At 46.2% G+C, this 24,804-nt stretch carries 21 protein-coding genes; 7 read left to right on the plus strand and 14 right to left on the minus strand.

Features of this window, described 5'->3' with window-relative positions; translation table 11 throughout:
• Positions 1 to 3: 3 nt before the first annotated feature.
• From nagA to INR79_RS13470, 3 genes are all read left to right on the plus strand, one after another.
• Positions 4 to 1,140 (plus strand): N-acetylglucosamine-6-phosphate deacetylase, encoded by a 1,137-nt coding sequence (nagA, locus tag INR79_RS13460; RefSeq protein WP_004400537.1) that lies wholly within the window; start codon positions 4 to 6, stop codon positions 1,138 to 1,140.
• A 2-nt stretch (positions 1,141 to 1,142) separates the two neighbouring features.
• Entirely contained in the window at positions 1,143 to 2,357 is a 1,215-nt protein-coding gene (locus INR79_RS13465; RefSeq protein ID WP_004400536.1) for an ROK family protein, read from the plus strand.
• A gap of 272 nt (positions 2,358 to 2,629) precedes the next feature.
• A complete protein-coding gene (locus INR79_RS13470; protein WP_223094663.1) occupies positions 2,630 to 4,213 on the plus strand; it encodes a cation:proton antiporter family protein in 1,584 nt (527 codons plus the stop codon).
• 38 nt (positions 4,214 to 4,251) lie between these two features.
• On the opposite strand, the gene INR79_RS13475 is transcribed toward INR79_RS13470, so the two are convergent.
• The 10 genes from INR79_RS13475 to INR79_RS13520 all read right to left on the minus strand — a co-directional run bounded on the left by INR79_RS13475 (position 4,252) and on the right by INR79_RS13520 (position 14,819).
• Complete coding sequence (locus INR79_RS13475) at positions 4,252 to 5,703, minus strand: flavin-containing monooxygenase (RefSeq protein ID WP_223094665.1); 1,452 nt, start codon at positions 5,701 to 5,703, stop codon at positions 4,252 to 4,254.
• Between the two features lie 33 nt (positions 5,704 to 5,736).
• Positions 5,737 to 6,495: an SDR family NAD(P)-dependent oxidoreductase gene (locus INR79_RS13480; protein WP_223094667.1), complete on the minus strand. Its 759-nt coding sequence runs from the start codon at positions 6,493 to 6,495 to the stop codon at positions 5,737 to 5,739.
• A gap of 32 nt (positions 6,496 to 6,527) precedes the next feature.
• Entirely contained in the window at positions 6,528 to 7,478 is a 951-nt protein-coding gene (locus INR79_RS13485) for a carbohydrate kinase family protein (protein WP_200766807.1), read from the minus strand.
• An 11-nt stretch (positions 7,479 to 7,489) separates the two neighbouring features.
• The gene (locus tag INR79_RS13490) at positions 7,490 to 8,473 is read right to left on the minus strand and encodes an ABC transporter permease (protein WP_223094669.1); all 984 of its coding nucleotides are present in this window, start codon (positions 8,471 to 8,473) and stop codon (positions 7,490 to 7,492) included.
• 10 nt (positions 8,474 to 8,483) lie between these two features.
• A complete protein-coding gene (locus INR79_RS13495) occupies positions 8,484 to 9,488 on the minus strand; it encodes an ABC transporter permease (protein WP_022551341.1) in 1,005 nt (334 codons plus the stop codon).
• Positions 9,485 to 10,999: a sugar ABC transporter ATP-binding protein gene (locus INR79_RS13500; RefSeq protein ID WP_223094671.1), complete on the minus strand. Its 1,515-nt coding sequence runs from the start codon at positions 10,997 to 10,999 to the stop codon at positions 9,485 to 9,487. Before INR79_RS13500 ends, INR79_RS13495 begins: the two co-directional genes overlap by 4 nt.
• A gap of 75 nt (positions 11,000 to 11,074) precedes the next feature.
• Positions 11,075 to 12,073 carry a sugar ABC transporter substrate-binding protein gene (locus INR79_RS13505; protein WP_004400525.1) on the minus strand — a complete coding sequence of 333 codons (999 nt, stop codon included), beginning with the start codon at positions 12,071 to 12,073 and terminating at the stop codon, positions 11,075 to 11,077.
• A gap of 67 nt (positions 12,074 to 12,140) precedes the next feature.
• A complete protein-coding gene (locus tag INR79_RS13510) occupies positions 12,141 to 12,797 on the minus strand; it encodes an L-fuculose-phosphate aldolase (RefSeq protein WP_022551343.1) in 657 nt (218 codons plus the stop codon).
• A gap of 7 nt (positions 12,798 to 12,804) precedes the next feature.
• Positions 12,805 to 13,593: an SDR family NAD(P)-dependent oxidoreductase gene (locus INR79_RS13515; RefSeq protein ID WP_223094672.1), complete on the minus strand. Its 789-nt coding sequence runs from the start codon at positions 13,591 to 13,593 to the stop codon at positions 12,805 to 12,807.
• A 365-nt stretch (positions 13,594 to 13,958) separates the two neighbouring features.
• The gene (locus INR79_RS13520) at positions 13,959 to 14,819 is read right to left on the minus strand and encodes a GntR family transcriptional regulator (RefSeq protein ID WP_022605737.1); all 861 of its coding nucleotides are present in this window, start codon (positions 14,817 to 14,819) and stop codon (positions 13,959 to 13,961) included.
• A gap of 302 nt (positions 14,820 to 15,121) precedes the next feature.
• On the opposite strand from INR79_RS13520, the gene asnB reads away from it, so the two are divergent.
• On the plus strand, positions 15,122 to 16,786 hold the full coding sequence (gene asnB / locus INR79_RS13525) for an asparagine synthase B (RefSeq protein ID WP_004400517.1): 1,665 nt from the start codon (positions 15,122 to 15,124) through the stop codon (positions 16,784 to 16,786).
• Between the two features lie 36 nt (positions 16,787 to 16,822).
• Here asnB and rfaH read toward each other — a convergent pair whose 3' ends face one another.
• The gene (gene rfaH / locus INR79_RS13530) at positions 16,823 to 17,320 is read right to left on the minus strand and encodes a transcription/translation regulatory transformer protein RfaH (protein ID WP_045966489.1); all 498 of its coding nucleotides are present in this window, start codon (positions 17,318 to 17,320) and stop codon (positions 16,823 to 16,825) included.
• A gap of 297 nt (positions 17,321 to 17,617) precedes the next feature.
• On the opposite strand from rfaH, the gene INR79_RS13535 reads away from it, so the two are divergent.
• Positions 17,618 to 19,009 (plus strand): peptide MFS transporter, encoded by a 1,392-nt coding sequence (locus INR79_RS13535; protein ID WP_223094674.1) that lies wholly within the window; start codon positions 17,618 to 17,620, stop codon positions 19,007 to 19,009.
• Between the two features lie 49 nt (positions 19,010 to 19,058).
• On the opposite strand, the gene hemH is transcribed toward INR79_RS13535, so the two are convergent.
• The 3 genes from hemH to htpG form a co-directional block, all read right to left on the minus strand.
• Positions 19,059 to 20,024, minus strand: coding sequence for a ferrochelatase (gene hemH, locus INR79_RS13540; RefSeq protein ID WP_223094676.1), 966 nt, complete (start codon positions 20,022 to 20,024; stop codon positions 19,059 to 19,061).
• Between the two features lie 265 nt (positions 20,025 to 20,289).
• The gene (adk, locus tag INR79_RS13545) at positions 20,290 to 20,934 is read right to left on the minus strand and encodes an adenylate kinase (protein ID WP_223094678.1); all 645 of its coding nucleotides are present in this window, start codon (positions 20,932 to 20,934) and stop codon (positions 20,290 to 20,292) included.
• Between the two features lie 283 nt (positions 20,935 to 21,217).
• Positions 21,218 to 23,122 carry a molecular chaperone HtpG gene (htpG, locus tag INR79_RS13550; protein WP_200766800.1) on the minus strand — a complete coding sequence of 635 codons (1,905 nt, stop codon included), beginning with the start codon at positions 23,120 to 23,122 and terminating at the stop codon, positions 21,218 to 21,220.
• Positions 23,123 to 23,392: 270 nt separating this feature from the next.
• On the opposite strand from htpG, the gene INR79_RS13555 reads away from it, so the two are divergent.
• Positions 23,393 to 24,256: a transcriptional regulator gene (locus INR79_RS13555; protein WP_004400510.1), complete on the plus strand. Its 864-nt coding sequence runs from the start codon at positions 23,393 to 23,395 to the stop codon at positions 24,254 to 24,256.
• Positions 24,256 to 24,798 (plus strand): regulatory protein ToxS, encoded by a 543-nt coding sequence (locus INR79_RS13560; protein ID WP_004400509.1) that lies wholly within the window; start codon positions 24,256 to 24,258, stop codon positions 24,796 to 24,798. Before INR79_RS13555 ends, INR79_RS13560 begins: the two co-directional genes overlap by 1 nt.
• Positions 24,799 to 24,804 lie beyond the last annotated feature (6 nt).

The raw sequence follows: 24,804 nt of genomic DNA on the forward strand, positions 1-24,804 counted from the left end.
ACTATGTATGCGCTAACCAACTGTAAAATTTATACTGGTAGCGATGTGCTGGACAATCATGCCGTTGTTGTTAACGGAGCAAACATTGAATCTGTTTGTCCAGTAGCTGAGCTTCCTGCTGACATTAAAACCATTGATCTGGACGGTGCAAACGTCAGCCCTGGTTTTATCGACCTACAGCTAAATGGCTGTGGTGGTGTGATGTTAAACGATGAGATCACTGCTGAAACCATGCAAATCATGCATGAAGCAAACCTGAAATCAGGCTGCACAAGCTTTCTGCCAACTCTGATCACTTCTTCAGACGAAAACATGCGCCAAGCTGTTGCGGCAGCTCGTGACTACCACGCGAAGTATGAAAACCAGTCTTTGGGTCTTCACCTTGAAGGTCCTTACCTGAATGTCATGAAGAAAGGCATTCACAGTGTTGACTACATTCGTCGCTCCGACAGTGACATGATTGACTTCATCTGTGAAAACGCAGATGTAGTGACTAAAGTAACACTGGCTCCTGAGCAAAACGATCCTGCACACATTGAGAAGCTAAGCGAAGCGGGTGTTGTTGTGGCTATCGGTCACAGTAACGGTACGTATGCAGAAGCTCGTCAGGGTTTTGAAGCTGGTATCACTTTCGCTACTCACCTATTCAACGCAATGACGCCAATGGCGGGTCGTGAACCAGGTGTTGTTGGCGCAATTTACGATACACCAGAAGTATACGCGGGCATCATCGCCGATGGTTTCCACGTAGACTACGCCAACATCCGAATTGCTCACAAAATTAAGGGCGAAAAGCTCGTATTAGTGACCGATGCCACAGCTCCGGCAGGCGCAGATATGGATCACTTTATTTTTGTAGGCAAGAAAGTATATTACCGAGATGGCAAGTGTGTTGATGAAAATGGCACACTCGGCGGCTCAGCACTAACAATGATAGAAGCAGTACAAAATACAGTTGAGCACGTTGGGATCGCTTTGGATGAAGCTCTACGTATGGCCACTCTGTATGCTGCACGCGCTATCGGTGTAGAAGACAAACTTGGCCGAGTTAAAAAAGGTATGGTTGCTAACCTTGCTGTATTTGACCGTGACTTCAATGTCAAAGCGACAGTAGTTAACGGACAATACGAGCAAAATTAAGCATGAATGGCGGACAAATAGGTAACGTAGACTTAGTCAAACAACTCAACAGTGCAGCGGTTTACCGCTTGATTGATCAGCAAGGTCCTATTTCACGGATTCAAGTCGCTGATGTAAGTCAGCTTGCTCCGGCAAGTGTTACTAAAATAACCCGCCAGCTATTGGAGCGCGGCCTGATTAAAGAGGTCGCGCAACAAGCCTCCACAGGTGGTCGAAGAGCCATCTCCCTCACGACGGAAGTCGAACCTTTTCATTCTATTGCGATCCGTGTTGGTCGTGATTACATCCATTTCAGTCTGTATAACCTTGGTGGCAAAGAACTGGTGAATCACTATGCACCGTTCATCTACCACAACCAGACCGAGTTAATGGAAGGTCTGCTGGAGCAGATTCGAAATTTTATTGAAGAACATAAAGAGCGTATCGAACAGCTGATCGCTATTGGCATTTCATTACCGGGGCTGGTCAATCCTGAAACTGGTGTGATCGAATACATGCCGAATACCGACATCGATAACCTGGCTCTGGGTGATGTCGTCCGCGATACGTTCAATGTTGAATGCTTTGTTGGAAACGATGTTCGTGGCATGGCACTGGCTGAACATTACTTTGGTGCTAGCCGAGATTGCCAGGACTCCATTCTGGTCAGTGTCCATCGCGGCACTGGCTCTGGAATTATTGTCAACGGACAAGTGTTTCTGGGTTTTAACCGAAATGTCGGAGAAATCGGTCACATTCAGATCGATCCGTTAGGCGAGCAATGCCAGTGCGGAAATTTTGGTTGCCTTGAAACTGTCGCTTCTAACCCTGCTATTTTAGAGCGAGTCAGAACTTTATTGAGCAAAGGTTACCAGTCTAGCTTGAGCAATATATCGAATCCAACAATGGACGATGTATGTCAGCACGCCCTAAAGGGTGATGAGCTCGCTAGCCAAAGCCTGATAAAGGTAGGTAACCAGTTGGGTAAAGCGATTGCGATTACCATCAACTTGTTTAACCCGCAGAAAATCATCATTGCGGGCGACATTACGAAAGCACAAGACATTGTATTCCCGGCGATCCGTAAAAACGTGGAAACACAATCGCTTAAAACCTTCCACACCGATTTGCCAATTGTTGCTTCGGAACTTGACCACCAACCAGCCATGGGTGCTTTTGCAATGATTAAGCGTGCTATGCTGAATGGTGTTTTGTTACAAAAATTACTTGAAGAATAAAAGTTTGGTGGAAAAATAGCGGTCAGGCGCTAAACAAATGGGTCGTCTAGTGCGACCCTTTTTTGTATCTGCTCTATATTAATACCAATCGTAGCAAGTAATTGCTCATTCTAGCTTGTTAAAACACTCGATAACTGCGTTAAAAAATTTGATTGTAGAATAGCTACTTATCGAAGTTTTTTGCCTTGTTCTCAAGCGTTTTTCCTACGCTATTTCTGAACACCTACTTACTGTGATTGGTATAACAACAACTCAAATTAGCTGGCTTTTCAATGGAACTCATTTTTATTTCGGTTGCGTTCATTGCAGGTTTCGCCGCTCTGAAGTGTAACCTTCCACCTTTGGTTGGTTTTTTGCTCGCGGGGTTTGCTCTTAATGCTTATGGCTTTGAAAGCAACGACACAATCACCACTCTGGCAGACCTGGGTGTCACTCTTCTACTGTTCACCATCGGGCTGAAACTCGATGTTAAAACCTTACTCGCCAAAGAGATATGGCTAGGGGCGACGGTTCACAATCTTATCTCGACCGCTTTTTTCACCGTCGCACTGATTTTATTGAAGACTCTTGGCGTGGGTACGCTTGCCGGCATCGGTATCGAACAGCTTGTTCTGCTTGGCTTTGCCCTATCGTTCTCCAGTACCGTGTTTGCGGTGAAGAGCCTTCAGGAGAAAGGTGAAATGAATGCCACTTATGGCACGCTTGCCATTGGTATTCTGGTTATGCAGGATATTTTTGCGGTGATTTTCTTAACCGCTTCTACAGGAAAGATTCCGGAATGGTACGCCATTTCTCTCTTTATTCTGCCGTTCCTAAGACCACTATTCTATAAGTTACTCGACAGGGTAGGTCATGGTGAGATGCTGGTGTTATTTGGCATCTTCTTCGCGCTGGTCGTTGGCGCAGGGCTATTCCATGTAGTTGGAATGAAAGCTGACCTGGGTGCACTGATCCTTGGAATGATTCTGGCTGGGCACAAGAAAGCTTCTGAACTGTCCAAATCCCTTCTTAATCTGAAAGAGCTCTTTCTCGTCTGCTTCTTCCTGAACATTGGTTTAGCAGAAGAACCGACGTTGACCGGTCTGTCTTTAGCTGTGCTCTTTATGCTGCTTCTTCCGGTGAAAGGGATTCTATATTTCTTCACTATCAACTTCTTCAAATTCCGAGTCCGTACCTCTTTGCTGGCGTCACTGACGCTATTCAACTACTCAGAATTCGGGCTTATTGTCGGAGGTCTGGCATACAAGATGGGGTGGCTTCCTGGTGACATTCTTGTCTCAATTGCCATTGCTGTGTCCATTTCATTCGTTCTGGCTGCGCCACTAACCCGTGCTGGTCATGAAATTTATCAGCGTAGTGCTAAATGGCTAAAAGAAGCCGCCGCAGAAAAACTTCATGCAAGAGACCAACTGATAAACCCAGGGCATGCACAAGTACTGATATTAGGGATGGGTCGTATCGGCACTGGTGCGTACGATGAAATAAGAACACGCTATGGAAAGGTGAGCCTTGGCGTCGAAGTTCGCGCTGATGCAGCTGCCACCCACCGCAGTCATGGCAGGAACGTGATTGAGGGCGATGCAACCGACCCAGATTTTTGGGAACGCATTTTAGATACAGCAAATGTTAAGTTGGTCTTGTTAGCCATGCCTCACCATTTGGGTAATCAGCTCGCGTTAGAGCAATTACAACGCAAAGACTTCAAGGGGCAGATTGCAGCGATCGCAGAATATTCTGATCAGCTCAATGAGTTGACTGAACTGGGTGTCGACGCCGCTTTCAACATCTATAGCGAAGCAGGTAGTGGTTTTGCACGCCATGTGTGCGACCAGCTCAAACCTGAATTTAAGCTTTAAAAAAACGGGTGCCCAAGTGATGAACTTGGGCACTCGGTTTACTCGTTTCTTAAAGACGTGGGCTTAATACCATACAGGCGGGACTCTTCTAATATTTGCTCATACGCGTTATCAAGAGCATCAGTACCAGCAAGTCTGAATGTCAGTCCCGTTACCGCATGCTTGCTCAGCAATTCCTCAACCAAAGGCGTTACACTCCCGGCGGGATCGCTTTTGTTCAGACGGGCAAATTTAATCGCCATTAAGTGCTGATACAAAGTTTCACCTTTCTTTTCCTTGCATACCTGACAAGCTTTCATCAATGCTTGCTCCTCTGGAATTGGAACCGTTTTTCCCCAAGAGTAGGCTATGTACCTGGCTTGCTGTTCTAACACGGGAAAGTAAGGTCCTATTTGCCCCCACTGCCCCATGAATGCCATCCCGGGAAGTTTAGGTGAGAAAGTATGATCCGCCAGAGTGATGTGCATACCGTCTATTTCTAGGTGCCTTTTCGACTCGTCAGAGAAAAAGTCCAGATTCAGACGATACCCAGTACCAAAAATAACGCCATCTATTTCTTCGTGGCTGCCATCCAGAAAATGCACCTGATTATCACTGAATTTCTCAATCCAGGGCTTACAGGTGATTCTCCCTTCAGCGACTAAGTTCAGGTAATTCTGACTCCCCGTTGTACCTGCAATTCTGACGTCTTGGTCTGGCTCGGGTGCGCCATACCAAGCAGGGTTTCCTGAGTACGTTAAGATGAATTCTCTGGTTGCCTGTGCCCATTCTTCTGAGCTCGCCTGCTCTTGAAAAAGTGCACCACCTCTCGTAAATGCATAGCTTTCTACAGGAACGCCTGCAACAAGCTTTGGCATAATGTAGCGCTGTCTTCTCATCGTAGTAATGACTTTGCTGGCGCCCAGCATGGCAAGATCAGACGCAATCTCAAGAGAGGAGATATTGCCACCAGCAATTAAGACACGCTTCCCCCGATAGAATTCGGGATCCTTGTAGTGAAAGGCATGAACTGAACCGCACTCTCCACTGAATGTGTCCAGCCCCTTAATTACTGGAATATTTGGTCGGTTAAACGCTCCGGTAGCGATAACGACTTTATCGAATTGTTTGGAAAATACTCCCCGCTCTCCTTCGAAAGTGAGCTTCCACCTGTTTTCCAAACGATCTAAAGACCGCAAGCTGGTATTCAGTGAAACGGAGCCGGAGAGACCAAAGTGTTCGAGATAGCGGGTCAGGTATTGTTTGATCTGATCGTTTCTGGGGAAAATAGGTACATCCGCGTCATGATCCAAGTCGGAAAAGCGGGTGACCATGCGAGCCGTATTTGTGCGCATTGTCGGCCAGACCCCAGATTTGGGGTTATCTGCCGCCCACTGACCACCGATGCAGCTGTGGCTTTCATAAATTTCTGGCTTAAAGCCCTGAGACTGTAAATAACGGGCGGCGACAATCCCGCTTGGACCGCCTCCAATGATTGCAACAGCTTCCATCTGTCTATCTCCTAAAACACAGGCTCTGTTGCCCTAGTGGAAGTAAATACCACCACAAACGTTTAACGCTTGTCCGGTGACAAAACTGCTGAGTTCTGAAGCGAAAAACACAGCAGGGCCAACCACATCTTCAGGCGCACCAAGCCGTTTAAGTGCTGCCACCTCCTGCCAGTGTCTTATGGCTTCATCGGATCCCAGATTATTTTTCCCCATCTCTGTCAGGATGATTCCAGGGCAAATTGCATTGACTGTAATGCCATATTCCCCCACTTCCTGCGCATAGACCCGGGTTAGGGTAATGACCGTTGATTTGGTGGCGGCATAATGCCCCTGAGTCGCTACTCCCTGACGACCCGCAATGGACGCAATATTGATTATTCGCCCGAAGTTACGTTGCTTCATATGAGGAAGAATGGCATTGGTCATTAAAAGCACCCCTTTACCATTCACATCAAAGTGAGCGTCCCAATCAGCCTCATCGAGGTCTTCTAACTTTGAAGGTTTTAGGATCCCTGCGTTGTTAACAAGAATGTCGATTTTTCCAAATTCTTGTAGAGCCTCACCAGTAACTTCTTCCACCTGCTTTTTATTCGTCACATCCAGACTGTAGGCAACGCACTTTCGCCCCGTTTCTAGAATTTGCTTCTGAGTCTGCTCTAACTCAACTTGTTGAGATGGAAGATCCGCGATGACGATATCCGCTCCGCTCTTTGCCATCCCAACGGCCAGTGCACGCCCGATCCCTCTGCTGGCACCTGTTATCAATGCGACTTTGTTTGTTAACTCTGACATTCTGTTCATCCTTGCCTGTCGAGCTGAACGCTCTAATGATTTTTCAGTGACCACTGGTTCATGGCATTCAACGTGTCGTCAAACGAAACTAGCTTGCCGTCTGACCCCAACCCCATTGCCACTTTGGCAGCCACAGTATTGGCGAAACGCGCACATTCTTTAATGCCCCACCCCTTGGACAAACCAACTATGATACCCGCTGTGAAACTGTCGCCACACCCTGTGGTATCCACTACCTTAATATCGTGGGCAGGCAGTGAAAAAGGGGCTCCCTGTTCAGGTAATACATAAACCCCATCGCCCCCCATGGTTAAGATGACGTTTTTAACCCCATTTTCTTTAAACCACTTTGCAACCAAAATGTGATCATCCATGTTCGCCATTTCTGACGCTTCTTCTATTGAAGGCACAAAGTAGTCAATGTAGGGCAAAAGTGGCTCCACCAAAGCTGTTGTTTCAGGAGTCGCCTGAATCAAATCAAAAGTAGTGATTCGACCAAGCTCTTTGGCTTTTTTGATAAAATTCAGCGTCTTCTCGCCATCAAAGTTTTTTAGTAGACCAGTTCCACCAATATGAATAATCTGCGCATCGAGAGCAGCGTCCAGATCTTGCTCATGGACATCAAACCTTGTTGCGCTACCGGGCACATGCAATGCCGGGCGTTCTCCATTCGGTCGGACTGGCAAAATAGTGGCAGAGGTCTGGGTGCTGTTATCGACCCTGACCAGTTCCGTATCCAATCCAAACCTTTTCATTTTGTTTATCAGAAAGTCACCCAGATCGTCGTTCCCAACTGTGGTCACCATGCGAGTTTTTAATCCCAATATGGCGCAATCAACCGCTGTCGCTGCCGCCGTGCCTGCAACTGTCATGCGGATCTCCTCAATAAAGTCAGCTCTTCCTCCCTCTGGGATATGAGTGACCGGACGCCCCAAAATATCGAGGACCGCAAACCCTACCGCACTTACATCAAACTTCGTCATGCTTTATTTCCTTATTCAGCTTGTTTTCGAAGCCCAAACGACATGCCTAAAACCACAAATACCAGCACACCTATTCCGACCTGTTGCCAGAAAAAATTCCATCCCATCAGGAGTAATCCATTGCGAAGTACTGCCAGAAGCAACACGCCCAGAATCGTGCCGAGAACGGTCGGCTTTCGCTCGCCACTGATAGCCGTTCCGATAAAGGTGGCGCCTATGGCATCCAGAAGAAACGCATCACCGGCTAACGGAACGTAAGAACGCACCGTCGACGACAGTAAGATTCCGGCAATTCCGCACAAAACGGCACTGGAAACAAAAACCATGGTGAGTTGAAAAGGCACTCGAATCCCAGAATATTTCGCCACGCCAGGCTGAGCGCCCAGAGCACTTAAATAACGTCCAAACTTCGAACGGTGAAGGGCGATGTAAACGGCTACAACACTGACAATCAGGACGATAACAGGTGTTGGCACACCCAAAAGTGAAGTGCGGGAGATGGCTTCAAATGGGGCGGAGTATTCTTCTCTGGTCAGATAGATGGGCACACCGCCCTGTGTTGCCAGTTGTTGAATGGATTTACCAATAAAAAGCACGCCCAAAGTGGCCAGAAACGGGTCAATTTTCAATCTGTTAATGAGAACTGCGTTTAGCAAACCTACCGCTATCGCCGCGCAAATCGCCACTAAAACACCATTTATTCCAGAGAAGCCTGCGGCAATCATCATAATGAATGCCATGGAAGAAAGGTCGATTGAAACCCCGACGGATAAATCAATCCCTCCGGACGCAATCACTATCGTCATGCCAAGGGAAACGATAGCCAGTAGAACAACTTTATTGACCACCAGATTGGTCAGATTTTCGAAATTTAAAAAACCCTCAGCAAACACCGAAAAGCCGACTATTACCAGACCAAATGCCACAATGACAAAGTAGTTGGAAAGCCTTTCTAGAGTAAATGGTCGGTCCGCGTGGTTAGATTGAGCTGTCATTTTCATCTCCTCAAGACTTTTTGGCGAATGATGTAAAGGCAACCACGATTAGAATCAACGCGCCCTGCACACCGCTTACCCAGTAGGAGGAAATACCCAACAACTGGAACCCATTTGAAAGTGACCCAATAAACAGAACGGCAATTAACGTTCCACCAATGGTAGGTACAAATCGCCTTGAAAATACCGCGCCTAACAGTGCAGCTGCCAATACGGGAAGAAGCAGAAGGCTGGTCCCCGGAGTTGACGCACTAAGGCGAGCTACAATCAGAATGGAAGTCACGCCCGCGGCAAAACCAGAGAACAGATAGCTGCCATAGATGTACCGCCCAGTGTTAATACCCGCGGCTTTTGCTGCTTCAATGTTGCCTCCAACGGCATACATTCGAAGCCCCAAAGGACTAAAGTGCATGACAGCAGAAATCAGCACAGCCCCGACAATAAGGCACCATGATAAACTGCTGATACCAAGAAAGCTGCCAAAGGTGAGAAGATCCAGCAGTGGAGACTCTGCGCCAACGACGCTATTTTGAGTAACCACCAGCTCCAGACCAGCGGCTATATTCATGACTGCCAACGTACTGAGCAAAGGCAAAATTTTTAGAGTAACCACCGCAAAACCATTAAGCAGCCCGACAAGTAAACCCGTCGTTATAGTCAGAGGGATCGCCTGAATATCGGTATAACCATTTTTCAGCATAACGGCGTAAACGGCAGAGCAAAGACCCGCATTAGCAGCAACAGAAAGGTCGATCCCCCCTTTTTGTACGTCGGTGCCCGTCGCGACAAATACGACCGTCATGGCAAAGGCAAGAAAGCCAAGAATGGCAGACTGCTCAACAATGTTTTGTAGGTTATAAGCAGACGTGAACCCCCGAGCAGAAAGAGCGAAGTAGATCATAATCCCTAGCAATGCGACGAAGGCACCCAGGCGTATTGCGAGCTTCTGAACTGAGAATACTTTTTGTGGTGTGGTCTGAGCCTTAATTTGAGAAACGGTGGTACTGCTGCTCATGCATGACTCCTTTCACTGTTGGTGAGCTGCCCTGATGCCGCTGCGAGCAATTCTTCGGCGTTGATTTCTCCCTTGAGGTATTCAGCGATCATCTCTCCTTTGTAGATAACCAAAATTCGGTCGCACATCTGGGTGACTTCTTCAAAATCAGAGGAAACAAACAAGATTGATTTCCCCTCTCCTGCCAGTCGGTTAATCAAATTGTATATTTCGACTTTTGAGCCAACATCAACCGCCACAGTAGGTTCATCAAGCAGATAAACCCGGCTGTCTCTAGAAAGCCATTTGGCCACCACAACTTTCTGTTGGTTGCCTCCTGATAAATCCCTCACCGGGGTCTGGCTGCTGGGAGTTTTGATATCCAGTTCAGAAATCAACTGGTTAACAGCATTCAGTTCAGCGGCTCGATTGACTAACCCGTTTGTACTGAAATTGCTAACCGATGCCAGAGAGATGTTTTCACTAAGAGGCAAACTGACGGCAACCCCATGGGCACGCCGATCTTCTGGAAGCATCGCTATGCCTTTCTCCACGGCGTTAACCGGGCTGGAAAAATGTTGTTTTTGACCGTCTAACCGAATTACCCCACTATCGGGAGACTGCAAACCAAAGAGTGTCTGAAGCAGTTCTTTGTCACCAGAACCAAGGAGACCAGCAATAGCGACAACCTCCCCGGCATGAACGTTAAAAGAAATGTCATGGTAGTGATCTTTGAGAGACAGGTTTTCGACTTCCAATACTGACTGCCCCAAAGTTACATCCCGGGGAGGATACATTTCGGAGGTATCGCGATTGGTCATCATTTCGACTATTTTTTCAATCCCCACCTCTTTAGGTGTTACTTCCCCAACATTCTCACCATTACGCAATATGGTAACTGAGTCGCAAATCTCCATGATTTCAGACATATAGTGAGAAATGAAAATAATGGTAATCCCGTCATTTTTCAGGCGGCGAAGCACCTTGAACAGGCTGTCGACTTCTTTGGTGACCAAGGCTGCAGTCGGCTCGTCCAATACCAGAATCTTGGCTTTCTGAGCCAGCGAACGCGTGATTTGAACAATTTTTTGCTGCGCTGTAGAGAGGTCTGAAATTAAAGTGGATGGTTCAAGATTCAGATCGAAATATTGTTTGAGCAATAAGCCAGCATCAGCATTCATCTTTCTGTGATTGATAAAAGGACCAAATCTGGGTTCATTTCGAAGAAAAATGGCTTCTGCGACTGTCGCAGTGTTGACCAGCAAACGATCCTGATGAATAAAGTGAACACCCACTTCTTCGATCAGCTTTGGAGTTATGGCTGCTAAACTTTGACCTTCAACGATGATGTCTCCTTCATCTCGTTTGTACATACCTGCCAGAATCTTTATTACAGTGGACTTCCCTGCTCCATTTTGCCCCACTAAGCCATGAATTGTGCCTTTGGCTATTTTCATAGACACATCACTGAGCGCCTTGACTGGACCGAATGTCTTAGAAACCCCATTCATTTCTATTGCGATAGAGCTCATATTGTTCTCCCGAATCACCAATCAGAAACATACTGCTGCCTCAGGAGCAGCCAGTATGTTTCTGAACAGTCTGGCTTACTGCGCAGATTCTTGTTCCTTTTTCGCCTTCAAGAATTTTTCTGCCGTGACGTCAGCATTAAGTTTGTTGATTAATACTGCTGGCACCATAGTGAAGGATGGCACTTCTTTGCCATTCAAATAGGCAGCCACTGTACGAGCAGCCTGACGACCAATTTCATAAGGTTGCTGAGCGACCACTGCTCCAGCTGCAGAATCTGGGTTTGCAACCATCTCAATAAACTCAGGGCTGCCATCGACACCATAAGTACGAATGCCTTTACGTTTTGCCGCTTCAATTGCCTGAGTCGCCCCTATCATTGGCACATCCCAACACGCGACGACAGATTTAAGTCCAGAGTCAGGACCATATTTGGTCAGCATGTCTGTCATATCAGAATAGGCTTGCTGAACCGTGTTAGGGATAACATCGCGGAGCTCAGGAGAAATGATCTCGATGTCGGGAAAGGACTGGAAAACATACTTGATCTGATCGATACGGATTTTACAGACAGGAACCGAGGCAAACCCGTTAAAGATGATCACTTTGCCTTTGGCTTTCATATCGGTAACCATCTGCAAAGCCAGATCTGCACCGATATTGTAGTTGTTAGATGAAGTGTTATTGATTGAGTGCGCGCTAACAGTATCCACCGTGAACAGAGGGATACCAGCTTTGCGTACTCGTTTCAGCCAGGGGTCAAGAACATCAATATTCCCTAGCTGTTCTATAATCGCGTCTGGTCGCTGTGCAATTAAGGTTTGAATCTGACTGACCTGAGTCTGATCATTTCGACCTGCATCCAGAGCAATGACTTCCGCTCCAAGAGCTTCTAATTCATCGACCTGCCCCTGATAGGCTTTCAGATCCCAATCGTGGTCAGTCCCAATTACTGTGACACCTACCGTTTTCCCCTTAAGGGGAAGCGCTTCCTTGGCCACACCCAGTGTACTGGCAGACATTGCTGCAACTAGGATAGTGGCGCTTATCATAGTGCTGATTTTATCTGTTAGCATTTTAATCATCCTAATCAATGCTCATGTATGCTGAAAACCGTTTTGGTTTCAGCCCGTTAAACCATCCTCAATCGCCATGCCCATAATTGGTCATTCGATTGATGACGTTTTGAATTTCTTCCTTTGAAAGTAGCGGCGGCTCACCCATAGGTAAGCAACCTAAGTACTGTTTCGCCAGCGCTTCCACTTCAATCGCCAGCCACATCGCTTTATCCAGAGATTGCGCAGTAGCAATCATTCCGTGGTGAGCCAACAGGCAGGCTTTACGCCCTTCCAGAGCTTTAAGTGCATTGTTTGAAAGCGCTTTTACACCGAATGTTGCGTACTCTGCGCAGCGGATATCGTATCCACCCGCTACCGCTACCATGTAATGAATGGGTGGAATATCCCGATTCATAATCGACAGAGTTGTACAAGCTGTCGGATGAGCGTGGACTATCGCGTTCACATCCTTCTTTTGTCTCATAATATCGATGTGAAAACGCCACTCTGTGGAAGGGACACGGTCCCCTTCTATCACGCCATCAAACCCCATCCATACGATGTCCTCGGCGCTCATTTCGTCGTAAGGTAACGACGTTGGAGTGATCAGAATTCCATCCTGATACCGGACTGAGATATTGCCTGATGTCCCTTGATTCAGCCCATTTGAATTCATGGAAATACACGCATCGATAATCGACTGGCGCAATGCCCGCTCATTTTTCGCAATCATATTGGTCATTTTCTACTTATAAACATGTGTACCCACCATCGATAGCAACGATGGCTCCCGTCATGTAACTCGATACATCGGACGCGAGAAATAAAATCAGAGCCGCCACCTCAGACGGTGTCCCACACCGCCCCATGGGCGTCATTTCTATCCATTTATTGAAAAGCTCTGGACGCGAACGCATCTCAAGGGTCATTTCCGTTGCGATGTATCCGGGTGCCAGCGCGTTTACGCGGATCCCCTTCTGAGCCCATTCCACGGCAAGTGCTTTAGTTAGCTGGTGAACCCCTCCTTTGGAAGCCATGTAGCTGGACGCAAACTGAGGGGTATTGATGATATTGCCGGACATAGAGCCCATATTGACAATCGCACCGCTTTGGCGCTTTAACATGTGTGTGGCAAAAGCGCGGCAAGCCCAGAATGTCCCGTTCATGTTGACGTCCATTACCCGCTTCCAATTGCGCTCTGCAATCTCGTCAGCTTCATGAAGCTCAGCAATACCAGCGGAATTCACTAAAACGTCCACCTGACCAAACTCATCTACCACTGCCTCAGCAGCAGACACCACCGCTTGTTCATCAGTAACATCTAGTGCCTGAATAAAAACGCTCCGTTCTGATGAGATGTAGCCCATAGAGGTCAAAGCAGATCGCGCACGTTTCAGAGCCTCGGCATTTAAATCGAGCAGTGCTAAATCTGCGCCGCATGAAGCAAAAGCTTTTGCGGCTTCAAGCCCAATGCCACTCCCTGCTCCGACAATGGCAACGACCTTTCCTGAAAAATCAAATGCTCTTTGGTAGTCCATCCGTGACCTCAAATGTAAATATTTAGTTAACCAAAAGATCTTTTCTGGTTAATTTTTAACCACTATAAGTGAGAGATTAAAAACTTGTCAATCTGGTAAGTACCAGAAATAGAAAAAATCTGAGTATGATCAGAAATAAGATATTTTTGTGATCTTGATCGTTTGGATAAATACAGAAATGATGAAATGGATATCACATGAACAGTGTTGCGTTAGAGCAGGCTACTTATGAAAGAGGTTAAGTTATAAAATAAAATCAATAAGATAGGTAAGAAATTGGATTTAAAAGCTACACAAGGTGTTGAAAGCAAAAGATCAGGTCTATCGAATTGGCTCAGAACTACCCATCACTCAGCGTAGGTAGATCAAAGATGTACATTGCTGGTCGCAACGTGAATTCTGGCGATAGCAGAATTGTAGTAGGCGCGGTAAAACTCTAAAGGCATGTCACTGGAATCATAAGCTATCGATTCGATGGCAATGACAGGTTGTCCATTCTCAACCCTTAGTTTTTTGCAGATGTCTTCGCTCGGTATGACAGCGTTAAGCCAGCGCTCTGCCCGACGTGATACCAACCCATATCTTTCTTTAAGCAACTGGAAAATGGACTGGTCTTCAATATCGATATTTTCAAAGCCCGGCACTTTGTGAGACGGCAGAGAAATGATGGTATGGGTAATCGGTGTATCTTCGAAACTGTATATGCGCTCGATTCTTACGACTTTGCCATCTTTGGGAAGATTAAACACTTTTGATTCGGCTTCATCAGCATTCACTTTTCTGAACTCAAAAGTTTGTGACGTGACCTTATAGCCTCTGGCTTCCAAATCGGAATGCACTGACATGTTCGAAGTAAGAAAATCCGTTTCCATTTTAGGCGGAGCGACAAAAATCCCCGTCCGGGCAACTTTATTCAATAGCCCCTCTGAAGACAGGCTACCCAAAGCAGAGCGTATAACGGAGCGGGATACTCCGAGTATTTCACACATTGTCTGTTCTGATGGAAGACGGGTATTTACGGGAAGTTCCTGACGGTGAATACTGTCTGCAAGAGCATTTTTAACAGCAAGCCACAAGGGTACGGAAGATTTGCGGTTTGGAAGTAATCCCGCAGCAATCTGATTTAACACTGTAATTGCCTGACTGTTGTTAGCGTCATTCTTTGGTCTTCCCCGACCACGGCTACCAGCGGAAGCAGATTTGTCCTGTTTGTTTACATAACTCATTGACGGCAGTAACTCTCTTGTTTGCGCTCACTTCCTTAAAATTACCCTATCACGCTTTTTCAAGATCCAAAAATACCAACCACTCGGTTCTTAAACTTACAAAGAGTTATCTTCCTACTTTTCAAAATCTGTCCAAAAAACCATCGAATATAAAACTTCATTCACTTTTATAGGTATAAAAATAGAAAATATTTAATAAGACCACGTAAGAGTAAATTATTTTATTCTTAAGAGTTGCAATTTGTAATGATAGTGGCAGATTAAATGGAAAAGATTAAAACGGATTTACTTGAGGAATTGGTATGTGTTCAGTATTCGGCATCCTAGACATAAAAAGTGATGCAGCAGCGTTAAGACCAGTCGCACTGGAAATGTCAAAGAAACTGCGTCACCGCGGACCTGATTGGTCTGGTATTTATTCATCAGATCGAGCAATCTTAGCGCACGAACGTCTTGCTATTGTTGGTCTGAACAGTGGTGCCCAACCTCTGTACAGTCAGGACAAAAAACACATACTCGCGGTTAATGGTGAAATCTATAACCACAAAGAACTCCGTGCTCGCTACTCCGATAAGTTTGATTTCCAGACAGATTCTGACTGTGAAGTTATCTTAGCGCTTTATCAGGAAATGGGCGCAGACCTGCTTGAAGAACTGAACGGTATCTTTGCATTCGTACTATATGATGAAGAGAAAGACACCTACCTGGTTGGTCGCGACCACATCGGCATCATCCCTCTTTACCAAGGTTACGACGAACACGGCAACTACTATGTGGCTTCAGAAATGAAAGCTCTGGTTCCTGTTTGTAAAACCATCAGTGAATTCCCTCCGGGTTGTTACTACGGCAGCGGTGATGCTGAACCTCAGCGCTACTACGTTCGTGACTGGAACGAGTACGCCGCTGTACAAGGTAACTCCACAAGCAAAGAAGAACTGACTCAAGCACTGGAAGATGCGGTTAAACGTCAGTTGATGACGGATGTTCCTTACGGTGTACTTCTGTCTGGTGGTCTGGACTCTTCAATTACTTCTGCGGTTGCTAAGCGCTTTGCAGCAATGCGAATTGAAGACGATGAAAAATCGGAAGCTTGGTGGCCTCAACTTCACTCATTTGCAGTAGGTCTTGAGGGTGCACCAGACTTAAAAGCTGCACGTGAAGTAGCAGACAAGATCGGGACTGTTCACCACGAGATGACTTACACCGTTCAGGAAGGCCTGGACGCTATCCGTGATGTGATTTATCACATTGAAACCTACGATGTCACAACCATTCGCGCATCGACTCCAATGTTCCTGATGGGTCGTAAGATCAAAGCCATGGGCATCAAGATGGTACTTTCTGGAGAAGGTGCGGATGAAATCTTTGGCGGCTACTTGTATTTCCACAAAGCGCCTAACGCGAAAGAATTCCACGAAGAGACCGTTCGTAAGCTGCTGGCTCTGAACATGTTTGACTGTGCTCGTGCCAACAAATCTCTTGCAGCATGGGGTGTAGAAGGTCGAGTACCGTTCCTGGATAAAGAGTTTATTGACGTGGCTATGCGCCTTAACCCTGAAGACAAGATGTGTGGCAACGGCAAGATGGAGAAACACATTCTGCGTGAGTGTTTCGAACACTACCTGCCAGATTCCATCGCATGGCGCCAGAAAGAACAGTTCTCTGATGGCGTAGGCTACAGCTGGATTGATTCGTTGAAAGAAGTCGCGGAAGCTAAGGTCACCGATCAGCAAATGGAAACTGCCGCTTACCGTTTCCCTTACAACACCCCAAGTACCAAAGAAGGTTACGTTTACCGTGAAATCTTTGAAGAGCTATTCCCGCTAGAGTCTGCAGCGAAATGTGTACCGGGTGGTCCTTCGGTTGCCTGTTCTTCTGCTAAAGCCATTGAGTGGGATGAGTCGTTCCAAAACTGCATTGACCCATCAGGTCGCGCAGTACAAACCGTTCACAACGACGCATACTAAACCAAAAGAGAAAGGCGCTAATTAAGCGCCTTTCGTTTATTCCCAGGAGAGAGAAGAGTTGTCAACGCTGACCTTGACGGGTTTGTTTATCATTTCAACCAACAAAAACGAGCGTTTATCACCATCGGGTTCCTGATAAATCGCCGTGATACCAGCAAACTGCCCTTCTTCAATTTGTACTGCCTGACCTTTTTCTGGTTCAGACATTTTAATGACGGCTTCATCTTCTTTTTCAAGAAGTTTTAGCTCGTATATCAAATCCCCTTGCAGCTCATGTGGGTGTGCCCCACATCGGATAAAGTCCACAACCCCACGAGTAGAGCGCACGGTTGTAAAGCTCGGTCCAGCTTCGTAGTCGAAACGAATAAACACATAACACGGAAACAACGGCTCTTTTACTGTCTGTTTCTTGTTGCGAAGCACTTTTTCGACTTCCACCTCAGGGTAATAACATTCCACACCCTGATTCTCGAGATTCAACTTTGCCCGAGCCTGTTCACCACGCTTGCAATATAAAAGATACCAACGTTTCATTGCTCAATATCGGCCTTAATTTTTAGCCCATAATACCATCTTCATTAACTAGTCTAAATGCAATAATGCAAACAAAGATTACAGCAAACCGTGGCTTTCATTCAGGCGTATATTGGTGAAGATTTTGGTAACAAGACAAGCCTGATAACGCTTATCGTCATGGACGATCAATGATAACCGTCGCTCATCCGTTTCTTTCCTTCTATTAGGTCAGGATGTCAGCAGCAAGATCGCAGGATCATCTTGCCTTTCATTTTTGTTCTTTCGATTCCAACAGACTTCAAATAAGAACAGACAATGCAAAAACAACATTCCGAATTTATGGGGCACCCAAAAGGGTTGTTCCTTCTTTTCAGTACCGAATTGTGGGAACGCTTCTCCTACTATGCGATGCGCGCCATTCTGGTACTTTTTCTCACCGATACCACTATAAATGGCGGGCTTGGCTGGACGAATCAGCAAGCCTTGCAACTTTATGGCGCATACACGGGCTTGGTCTACATCACCCCTCTTATTGGAGGATGGCTTGCAGACAACTATCTGGGGCAACGCCGTTCATTGTTAATGGGTGGCGTTTTGATGGCGCTGGGGCAATTTGCATTAGCGCTTCCTGACAATGCCCTGCTGCTTTCTGAAACTCATGCTTTATATCTGGGTCTCGCTTTAATCATTACAGGCAATGGGCTATTCAAACCCAATATCTCTACCATGGTTGGTGACCTGTATCAGGAAGGTGATAACCGACGTGACGGCGCTTTCACAATTTTCTATATGGGCATCAATATCGGCGGTCTTCTGGCAGGTTTAGTATCTGGTTCAGTCACAGGTACATACGGTTGGAAAGCGGGCTTTTTAGCCGCCGGTATCGGCATGGTTATTAGCTTGTTACTGCAGATGGGGTTTGCTCACCGCTGGCTCGGAAACATTGGCATAGAGCCTGCTGCAAAGAAACACGCCGTAACAACTCAGTCCAGACAACCATTAACCAAAGAAGAAAAAGATCGCATGAAAGTGATTATGGTGATGGGGCTGTTTGTGGTGGTATTTTGGGCAGGATTTGAACAGGCTGGTGGTTTGATGAATGTCTATTCCCAGCAATACACCGACAGAATGGTCGGCGGATTTGAAGTTCCCGCCGCCTGGTTCCAGTCGCTCAATCCTTTCTTCATTATTACACTTGCCCCTATTCTGGCGGCGCTGTGGATCAGAATGGGAAAGAGCGAGCCCAACTCACCGATTAAGTTTGCGCTGGCACTTTTCTTTCTGGCACTTGGTTTTCTCTGCATGGTAGGAGCGGCGCTCGAGCAGGGTGGAGACCCGTCAGCCAAGACTTCGATGCTTTGGCTTATCGGTGCGTTTTTCTTCCATACACTGGGAGAGCTTTGTCTCTCGCCAATCGGGTTATCGATGGTAACTAAGCTCGCTCCTCTACGATTAGCGTCTTTGATGATGGGAGTCTGGTTCGGATTTAACGCAATTGCTAACTATGTTGCGGGTTACATAGGTTCTCACGTCGGCGACTTTGGTGCTTTAGCCATTTTCGGAGGCATCGCGGTAACTGCAACTCTTTCTGGTTTGCTGCTGATTTTATGTTCCAATCAGTTGATAATCTGGATGCATGGTGCGGAAGACAAACCCGAGCTTGAAGACGAAGATGAACACGTCTCTCTGGCATTGAACGAAACATAAAAACTGAGGGCTGCCATTTGGCAGCCTTCTTTCGATCTATAGTCAATCTCTAGCGTAGATAGGGATTTATCACTGCTTTCATCATCTCGATATGACTAGGGTCTACATTAAGACAAGGAATGTACTGGTAATCTTCTCCACCAGCCTCCATAAATATTTCCTTGTTTTCCTCGGCTATTTCTTCAAGCGTTTCCAGACAATCAACAGAAAATGCAGGCGTAATCACTTGAAGCTTTTTGGTTCCACGAGAAGGCAGCGCTTCCATGGTTTCATCGGTATAGGGTTGCAGCCATTCTTCTCTGCCGAATCGGGACTGATAAGTCATACCAATCTGCTTCTCATCCAGTTCTAGCTCTTGGGCAAGTAATCGAGTTGTAGCCTCACAGTGCTGAGGATAAATGTCTCCGTTATCGGCATAACGCTTAGGTATACCATGGTAAGAACACAACAAATACTCGGATTGCCCGTGCTTTTCCCAATGAGCACGAACACTGTCTGCCAGAGCTTTGATGTACATCGGGTGGTCATGGTAGTCGCGGATAACAGTGTAACCCGGTATCTCTGGCATTTTTTTGAAGGCATCGGTTAAGCCATCCGACACAGCCGCGGTTGTTGTTGACGAATATTGAGGGAACAGAGGCAAGACAATGATTTCTTTACAGCCCTGCTCCATTAAACGTTCAATCCCGGATTGCAGGCTGGGGTTACCATAGGTCATCCCCAGCTCAACAGGCACATCCAGCGACTCTTTTAATGCCTGAGCCTGAAGTTTGGAATAGACCATCAAAGGAGAGCCATCATCCATCCATACTGTCTTGTAGAGCTTGGCAACTCTTGGAGAGCGGGTCGGTAAAATGATGCCGTGCAATAACGGGCACCATAACCAACGAGTCAAGTCGACGACACGTTTATCCATCAGGAACTGAGCGAGAAATCTTTTGACAGCAGGCGCGGTTGGCTCATCAGGGGTACCCAGGTTAGCCAACAAAATGCCTTGTTTTGGCATATTTTCCATATTTATCCAATTTCAGATTGAAACGTATATCCAAGCAACCTTCTCTGAGGAGAAACGCACTAAGGACACTTGGGTATACCCTTTCTAACTCAAGGGGTTATTTACTTCCACAGTTTAGATATTTACGAACTCTTTTACCATTTGGATTCATTTCAAATTGGAAAAATTTATTCAAATATCTGTGTTTCCAAAAAGTCTTCAAAAACGAAAAAAGCGGTCTTTAAGACCGCTTTAACTATATCAAATCATTAAAAAGATTGTCTGATTAAGACAACGCTTTTTCGATGTCTGCACTCACTTCAGCAACTTGCTTAGTACCGTCAAACTTAAGGTACTTCGTGTTGCCTGCTTCCGCTTCTTTACCGTAGTACTGAATCAATGGTGCAGTCTGCTCATGGTATACACCCAGACGAGCGCGCACTGTCTTTTCTTTGTCGTCATCACGAACAACCAGGTCTTCACCAGTCACGTCGTCTTTGCCTTCTACTTTAGGCGGGTTGTACACAACGTGGTAAGTACGACCAGATGCCAGGTGAGCACGACGACCCGCCATACGCTCAACAATCACATCATCAGCAACATCAAACTCGATCACGTAATCAATGTCTACACCCATTTCTTTCAGACCATCAGCCTGAGGAATTGTGCGAGGGAAACCATCTAGTAGGAAACCTTTTTCACAATCGTTTTCAGCGATACGCTCTTTGATCAAACCAAGAATGATGTCGTCAGAAACAAGTTGACCTGCATCGATCACTGCTTTCGCTTGTTTACCAAGCTCAGTGCCCGCTTTGATAGCTGCACGTAGCATGTCACCAGTAGAAATTTGTGGAATACCATATTTTTCCATGATGAATTGAGCTTGCGTGCCTTTACCTGCACCTGGAGCACCTAGAAGAATGATGCGCATGTTGGATCCTCTTAATATTTTGAATTTATACCGAAGCTCACAGCGTGAACGGTAAGTTTCGGTATAACTGCTTTACGAGGCGCTGAGCCCCAATGAAATCGGGCGTGAATATACCATATATAAATGACTATTTTCGACCCTTGCCAGTTTGGCTACTCAAAAAGTGACCATTATCTCCAAGTAACCTAACACCTACTCCGCATGAGATACGTCGCTAAGGTAATAAGCCCCACTCTAAAAGTGGGGCTTGATACAGTGTTACCTAGGGAATTCGATTCGCCTATTACACCTTAGTCAAAAGCTGGTTGACCGCACCAACGTACTGCGTTGGATCTTCCAGCGCACCGCGTTCTGCCAACATTGCCTGACCAAGTAATACTTCAACCCAGCGACCAAAGATTTCTTCGTCGGCTTCATCCGCCATACGCTTGACCATGTCGTGTTCTGGGTTCAGTTCAAAAATGTACTTCACTTCAGGAACAGCCTGACCAGCTGCTTCCAGAAGCTTCGCCATTTGCGTACCCATTTCAAAGTCATCAGTCACAACAACTGCAGGGGTAGACGCCAGTTTGAAGGTTGTGCGAACCTCTTTCACTCGGTCTCCCAAGTAAGTTTGCGTGCGCTCAACCACCGATTTGAACTCTTCTTCGGTTTCTTTCTGCTTCTCTTTTTCTGCTTCGTCTTCAAACTTGCTCAGATCCAGACCCGCTTTAGTGATTGACTGGAACTGCTTGCCATCGAACTCGGTCAGGTAGTTCATTAGCCACTCATCAATGCGGTCAAACATCAGAACAACTTCAATGCCTTTCGACTTGAACTGCTCAAGGTGCGGGCTGTTCTTCGCTGCGGCGTAGCTGTCAGCTGTCAGGTAGTAAATCTTGTCCTGACCTTCTTTCATGCGCTCTACGTAAGACGCAAGAGAAACAGTTTGCTCAGAGTTATCCACTTCAGAAGAAGCAAAACGCATCAACCCTGCAATTTTCTCTTTGTTTGAGAAATCTTCTGCCGGGCCTTCTTTCAGAACCAGACCAAACTCTTTCCAGAAAGACAGGTACTGTTCTTCATCTTTCTTCGCCATTTTCTCAAGCATACCAAGCACACGCTTGGTACAGGCACTACGAAGTGACTGAGTCACCTTGTTGTCCTGAAGAATTTCACGAGAAACGTTCAGAGGCAGGTCGTTGGAATCAATCAAACCGCGGACAAAACGCAGGTAACTTGGCATAAACTGTTCAGCGTCATCCATGATGAATACGCGCTGCACATACAGCTTCAGACCACTCTTATGATCGCGGTTCATCATATCCCAAGGTGCTTTCGCTGGGATGTACAACAGGCTGGTGTAGTCGTTTTTACCTTCGACTTTGTTGTGGCTCCACGTGAGTGGATCTGCAAAATCGTTTGCTACGTGCTTGTAGAATTCTTTGTATTCGTCTTCAGAAATATCTGACTTACCACGAGTCCAAAGCGCCTGAGCCTTGTTGATTTGCTCCCACTTGGTTTCTTCTGTTTCTTTGCCCTCTTCATCCTTCACTTTGGTCAGGATGGAAACAGGAATACCAATGTGGTCAGAATACTTGCTGATTACATCACGCAAACGGTACTCAGACAGGAATTCTTTACCTTCGTCACGCATGTGAAGGATAATGTCTGTACCACGCGATTCTTTGGTGATGTTCTCGATGGTGTATTCACCTTCCCCCGCCGAATGCCACTGCACCGCTTCATCGCTTGCCAGACCAGCTGCACGCGTACGAACTGTTACTGCGTCAGCAACAATGAATGCAGAGTAGAAACCTACACCAAACTGACCGATAAGCTGCGAGTCTTTGCTTTGATCTTCAGAAAGCTTCGCGAAGAAATCCGCTGTACCGGATTTTGCGATGGTACCCAGATGCTCGATCACGTCATCACGGCTCATACCGATACCGTTATCAGAAATCGTTAGGGTGTTTGCCTCTGCATCAAACGACAGCTTAACACCTAGGTCGGCGTCACCTTGATACAGGTCTGCGTTTGATAGCGCTTGAAAACGGAGCTTGTCTGATGCGTCAGACGCGTTAGAAATAAGCTCGCGTAGGAAAATTTCTTTATTCGAGTATAGAGAATGAATCATCAAATGAAGTAACTGTTTTACTTCTGATTGAAAGCCTCGAGTTTCTTTGTTGTTTGTGATTGTCTCGCTCATCTTCACTCCAAAACTAGACATTTAGATGCACAAATTTGAAAACCTGGAACTTTCTTGAGAGTTGGTTTTCAAACTAAATTCCAAGATGCTAGTTAGATGTGGCTGGCAAATGTAAATTCAAGGTCAAAAGAAATAAAAACAATGTTTTTTTGATCGTTTTTGATTATTCTATGGTGCGTAAAAATTCTCAAAGAAGATAAAGTGTGAATTAAATCACACTCACACACCTTCGGTTTCACAGAACTCTAATCAAGACTAAGTGCTTCAATAATGACTAATATCGGTACTAAATTCATTCTCGCGCAACGGTTTATTTTTGATCCTAACAGCAACTCGTTAGTAGACCAGCACAGCGACAATGAAGTTATTCGTCTGGGAAGTAATGAAAGCCGTATTTTGCTTATGTTGTCGGAACGCCCAAATGAGGTGATCACCCGTCAGCAGTTGCACGAATTCGTTTGGCGCGACCAGGGATTTCAGGTCGATGACTCCAGTCTGACTCAGGCTATTTCTACCCTCAGAAAGATGCTGAAAGACTCCACTAAATCTCCACAGTTTGTAAAAACCGTCCCTAAGCGTGGGTACCAACTCATCTCTTCGGTTGAACGCAATACACCTAACTCTAATGAAGAAATTGCCGACCTTCCTGAAGTAGCAGAACCCGCTGTAGACACTAAAGAGTTGGTAGAAAAAGAGCCGTCCTCTTCAGCCGTTACCACGCCAGTTCAAGATGATGCTGTCACCATCCCATCTGAACCGGTACAACCTGCATCAAAAGACAGCAAATGGGTCTGGCTTGCCGTCATTCTGGCATTTGCTCTGCCATTCTTAACCTATTTAGGCTCTCAGCAAAAACCAGCCAAATTCACGACTATTGCAGAAGTCGCTGGAATTCCGGTTCGCATGCCTGAAAACCACCCTAGTATGCAGCAGTCTCTGCCGAATATAGAGAAGTGTATCGAGCACTACGCGTCGCAACATGAAGGCGATCTCGCACCTGTTCAAGTGATAGCGACGGGTGGTCAAAATGGACAGATCATTTTGAATTACATCCACTCTATTCACTACTCAAGTGAAAACGTGACTTTGCGGCTCTTCTCAACTCAACCAGACTTTGCACAGGTATGTAACTAATGACTATGACGAAGAACTTGAAAAGAGCGTTAATTTTTCTGGTTGTGTCAGCGCTCGCCAGTGCATGGCTCTACACTCAGACAAGCGCCAAAGTTGAGAATGTTCTGACCTCACGTGAGTGGCAGTCGCGCATGGTGACTCGTCTTTTCATTGAATCTGATTCTGAGCAGGATGAGGTTATTGGTCCTTTGAGAAAAGCGACCATAGATTCGAATGTAAAGTACCTGCCAAACGGCACTTATCTGCGGGTATCACGCATTAACCTTTACACCGGAACACACGAGAAAAATACTTCGTCGACCATTAATGTATCGGAAAACGGTGCCTGGGAATTGAGTGATAACTACCTTTTGATTGAGCCCAAAGAGTTTAAAGATATCTCATCCAATCAGGGAGCAGACTTCACCGACAAGCAACTCAAAGTCATTACCCAGATTTTCAAAATGGATGCTCAGCAAAGCCGTCGAGTTGAAATCATCAATGCAAAAGCGCTGTTGATGACCAGCTTGGATCACGGCTCCACCGTTTTGTATTCTCACTAACAACAC

The organism is Vibrio sp. SCSIO 43132 (genome assembly GCF_019904195.1).
Classification (GTDB): Bacteria; Pseudomonadota; Gammaproteobacteria; order Enterobacterales; family Vibrionaceae; genus Vibrio; species Vibrio nigripulchritudo.

Bases quoted from the DNA above. Each gene is read 5' to 3' on its own strand.
- INR79_RS13505 (WP_004400525.1), bottom strand. From the start codon at position 12,073: ATGCTAACAGATAAAATCAGCACTATGATAAGCGCCACTATCCTAGTT.
- INR79_RS13510 (WP_022551343.1), bottom strand. From the start codon at position 12,797: ATGACCAATATGATTGCGAAAAATGAGCGGGCATTGCGCCAGTCGATT.
- INR79_RS13555 (WP_004400510.1), top strand. From the start codon at position 23,393: ATGACTAATATCGGTACTAAATTCATTCTCGCGCAACGGTTTATTTTT.
- hemH (WP_223094676.1), bottom strand. From the start codon at position 20,024: ATGGAAAATATGCCAAAACAAGGCATTTTGTTGGCTAACCTGGGTACC.
- INR79_RS13485 (WP_200766807.1), bottom strand. From the start codon at position 7,478: ATGACGAAGTTTGATGTAAGTGCGGTAGGGTTTGCGGTCCTCGATATT.
- INR79_RS13470 (WP_223094663.1), top strand. From the start codon at position 2,630: ATGGAACTCATTTTTATTTCGGTTGCGTTCATTGCAGGTTTCGCCGCT.
- INR79_RS13535 (WP_223094674.1), top strand. From the start codon at position 17,618: ATGCAAAAACAACATTCCGAATTTATGGGGCACCCAAAAGGGTTGTTC.
- INR79_RS13515 (WP_223094672.1), bottom strand. From the start codon at position 13,593: ATGGACTACCAAAGAGCATTTGATTTTTCAGGAAAGGTCGTTGCCATT.
- INR79_RS13490 (WP_223094669.1), bottom strand. From the start codon at position 8,473: ATGACAGCTCAATCTAACCACGCGGACCGACCATTTACTCTAGAAAGG.
- rfaH (WP_045966489.1), bottom strand. From the start codon at position 17,320: ATGAAACGTTGGTATCTTTTATATTGCAAGCGTGGTGAACAGGCTCGG.
- INR79_RS13465 (WP_004400536.1), top strand. From the start codon at position 1,143: ATGAATGGCGGACAAATAGGTAACGTAGACTTAGTCAAACAACTCAAC.
- INR79_RS13495 (WP_022551341.1), bottom strand. From the start codon at position 9,488: ATGAGCAGCAGTACCACCGTTTCTCAAATTAAGGCTCAGACCACACCA.
- INR79_RS13520 (WP_022605737.1), bottom strand. From the start codon at position 14,819: ATGAGTTATGTAAACAAACAGGACAAATCTGCTTCCGCTGGTAGCCGT.
- asnB (WP_004400517.1), top strand. From the start codon at position 15,122: ATGTGTTCAGTATTCGGCATCCTAGACATAAAAAGTGATGCAGCAGCG.
- INR79_RS13480 (WP_223094667.1), bottom strand. From the start codon at position 6,495: ATGTCAGAGTTAACAAACAAAGTCGCATTGATAACAGGTGCCAGCAGA.
- adk (WP_223094678.1), bottom strand. From the start codon at position 20,934: ATGCGCATCATTCTTCTAGGTGCTCCAGGTGCAGGTAAAGGCACGCAA.
- INR79_RS13475 (WP_223094665.1), bottom strand. From the start codon at position 5,703: ATGGAAGCTGTTGCAATCATTGGAGGCGGTCCAAGCGGGATTGTCGCC.
- INR79_RS13560 (WP_004400509.1), top strand. From the start codon at position 24,256: ATGACTATGACGAAGAACTTGAAAAGAGCGTTAATTTTTCTGGTTGTG.
- nagA (WP_004400537.1), top strand. From the start codon at position 4: ATGTATGCGCTAACCAACTGTAAAATTTATACTGGTAGCGATGTGCTG.
- htpG (WP_200766800.1), bottom strand. From the start codon at position 23,122: ATGAGCGAGACAATCACAAACAACAAAGAAACTCGAGGCTTTCAATCA.
- INR79_RS13500 (WP_223094671.1), bottom strand. From the start codon at position 10,999: ATGAGCTCTATCGCAATAGAAATGAATGGGGTTTCTAAGACATTCGGT.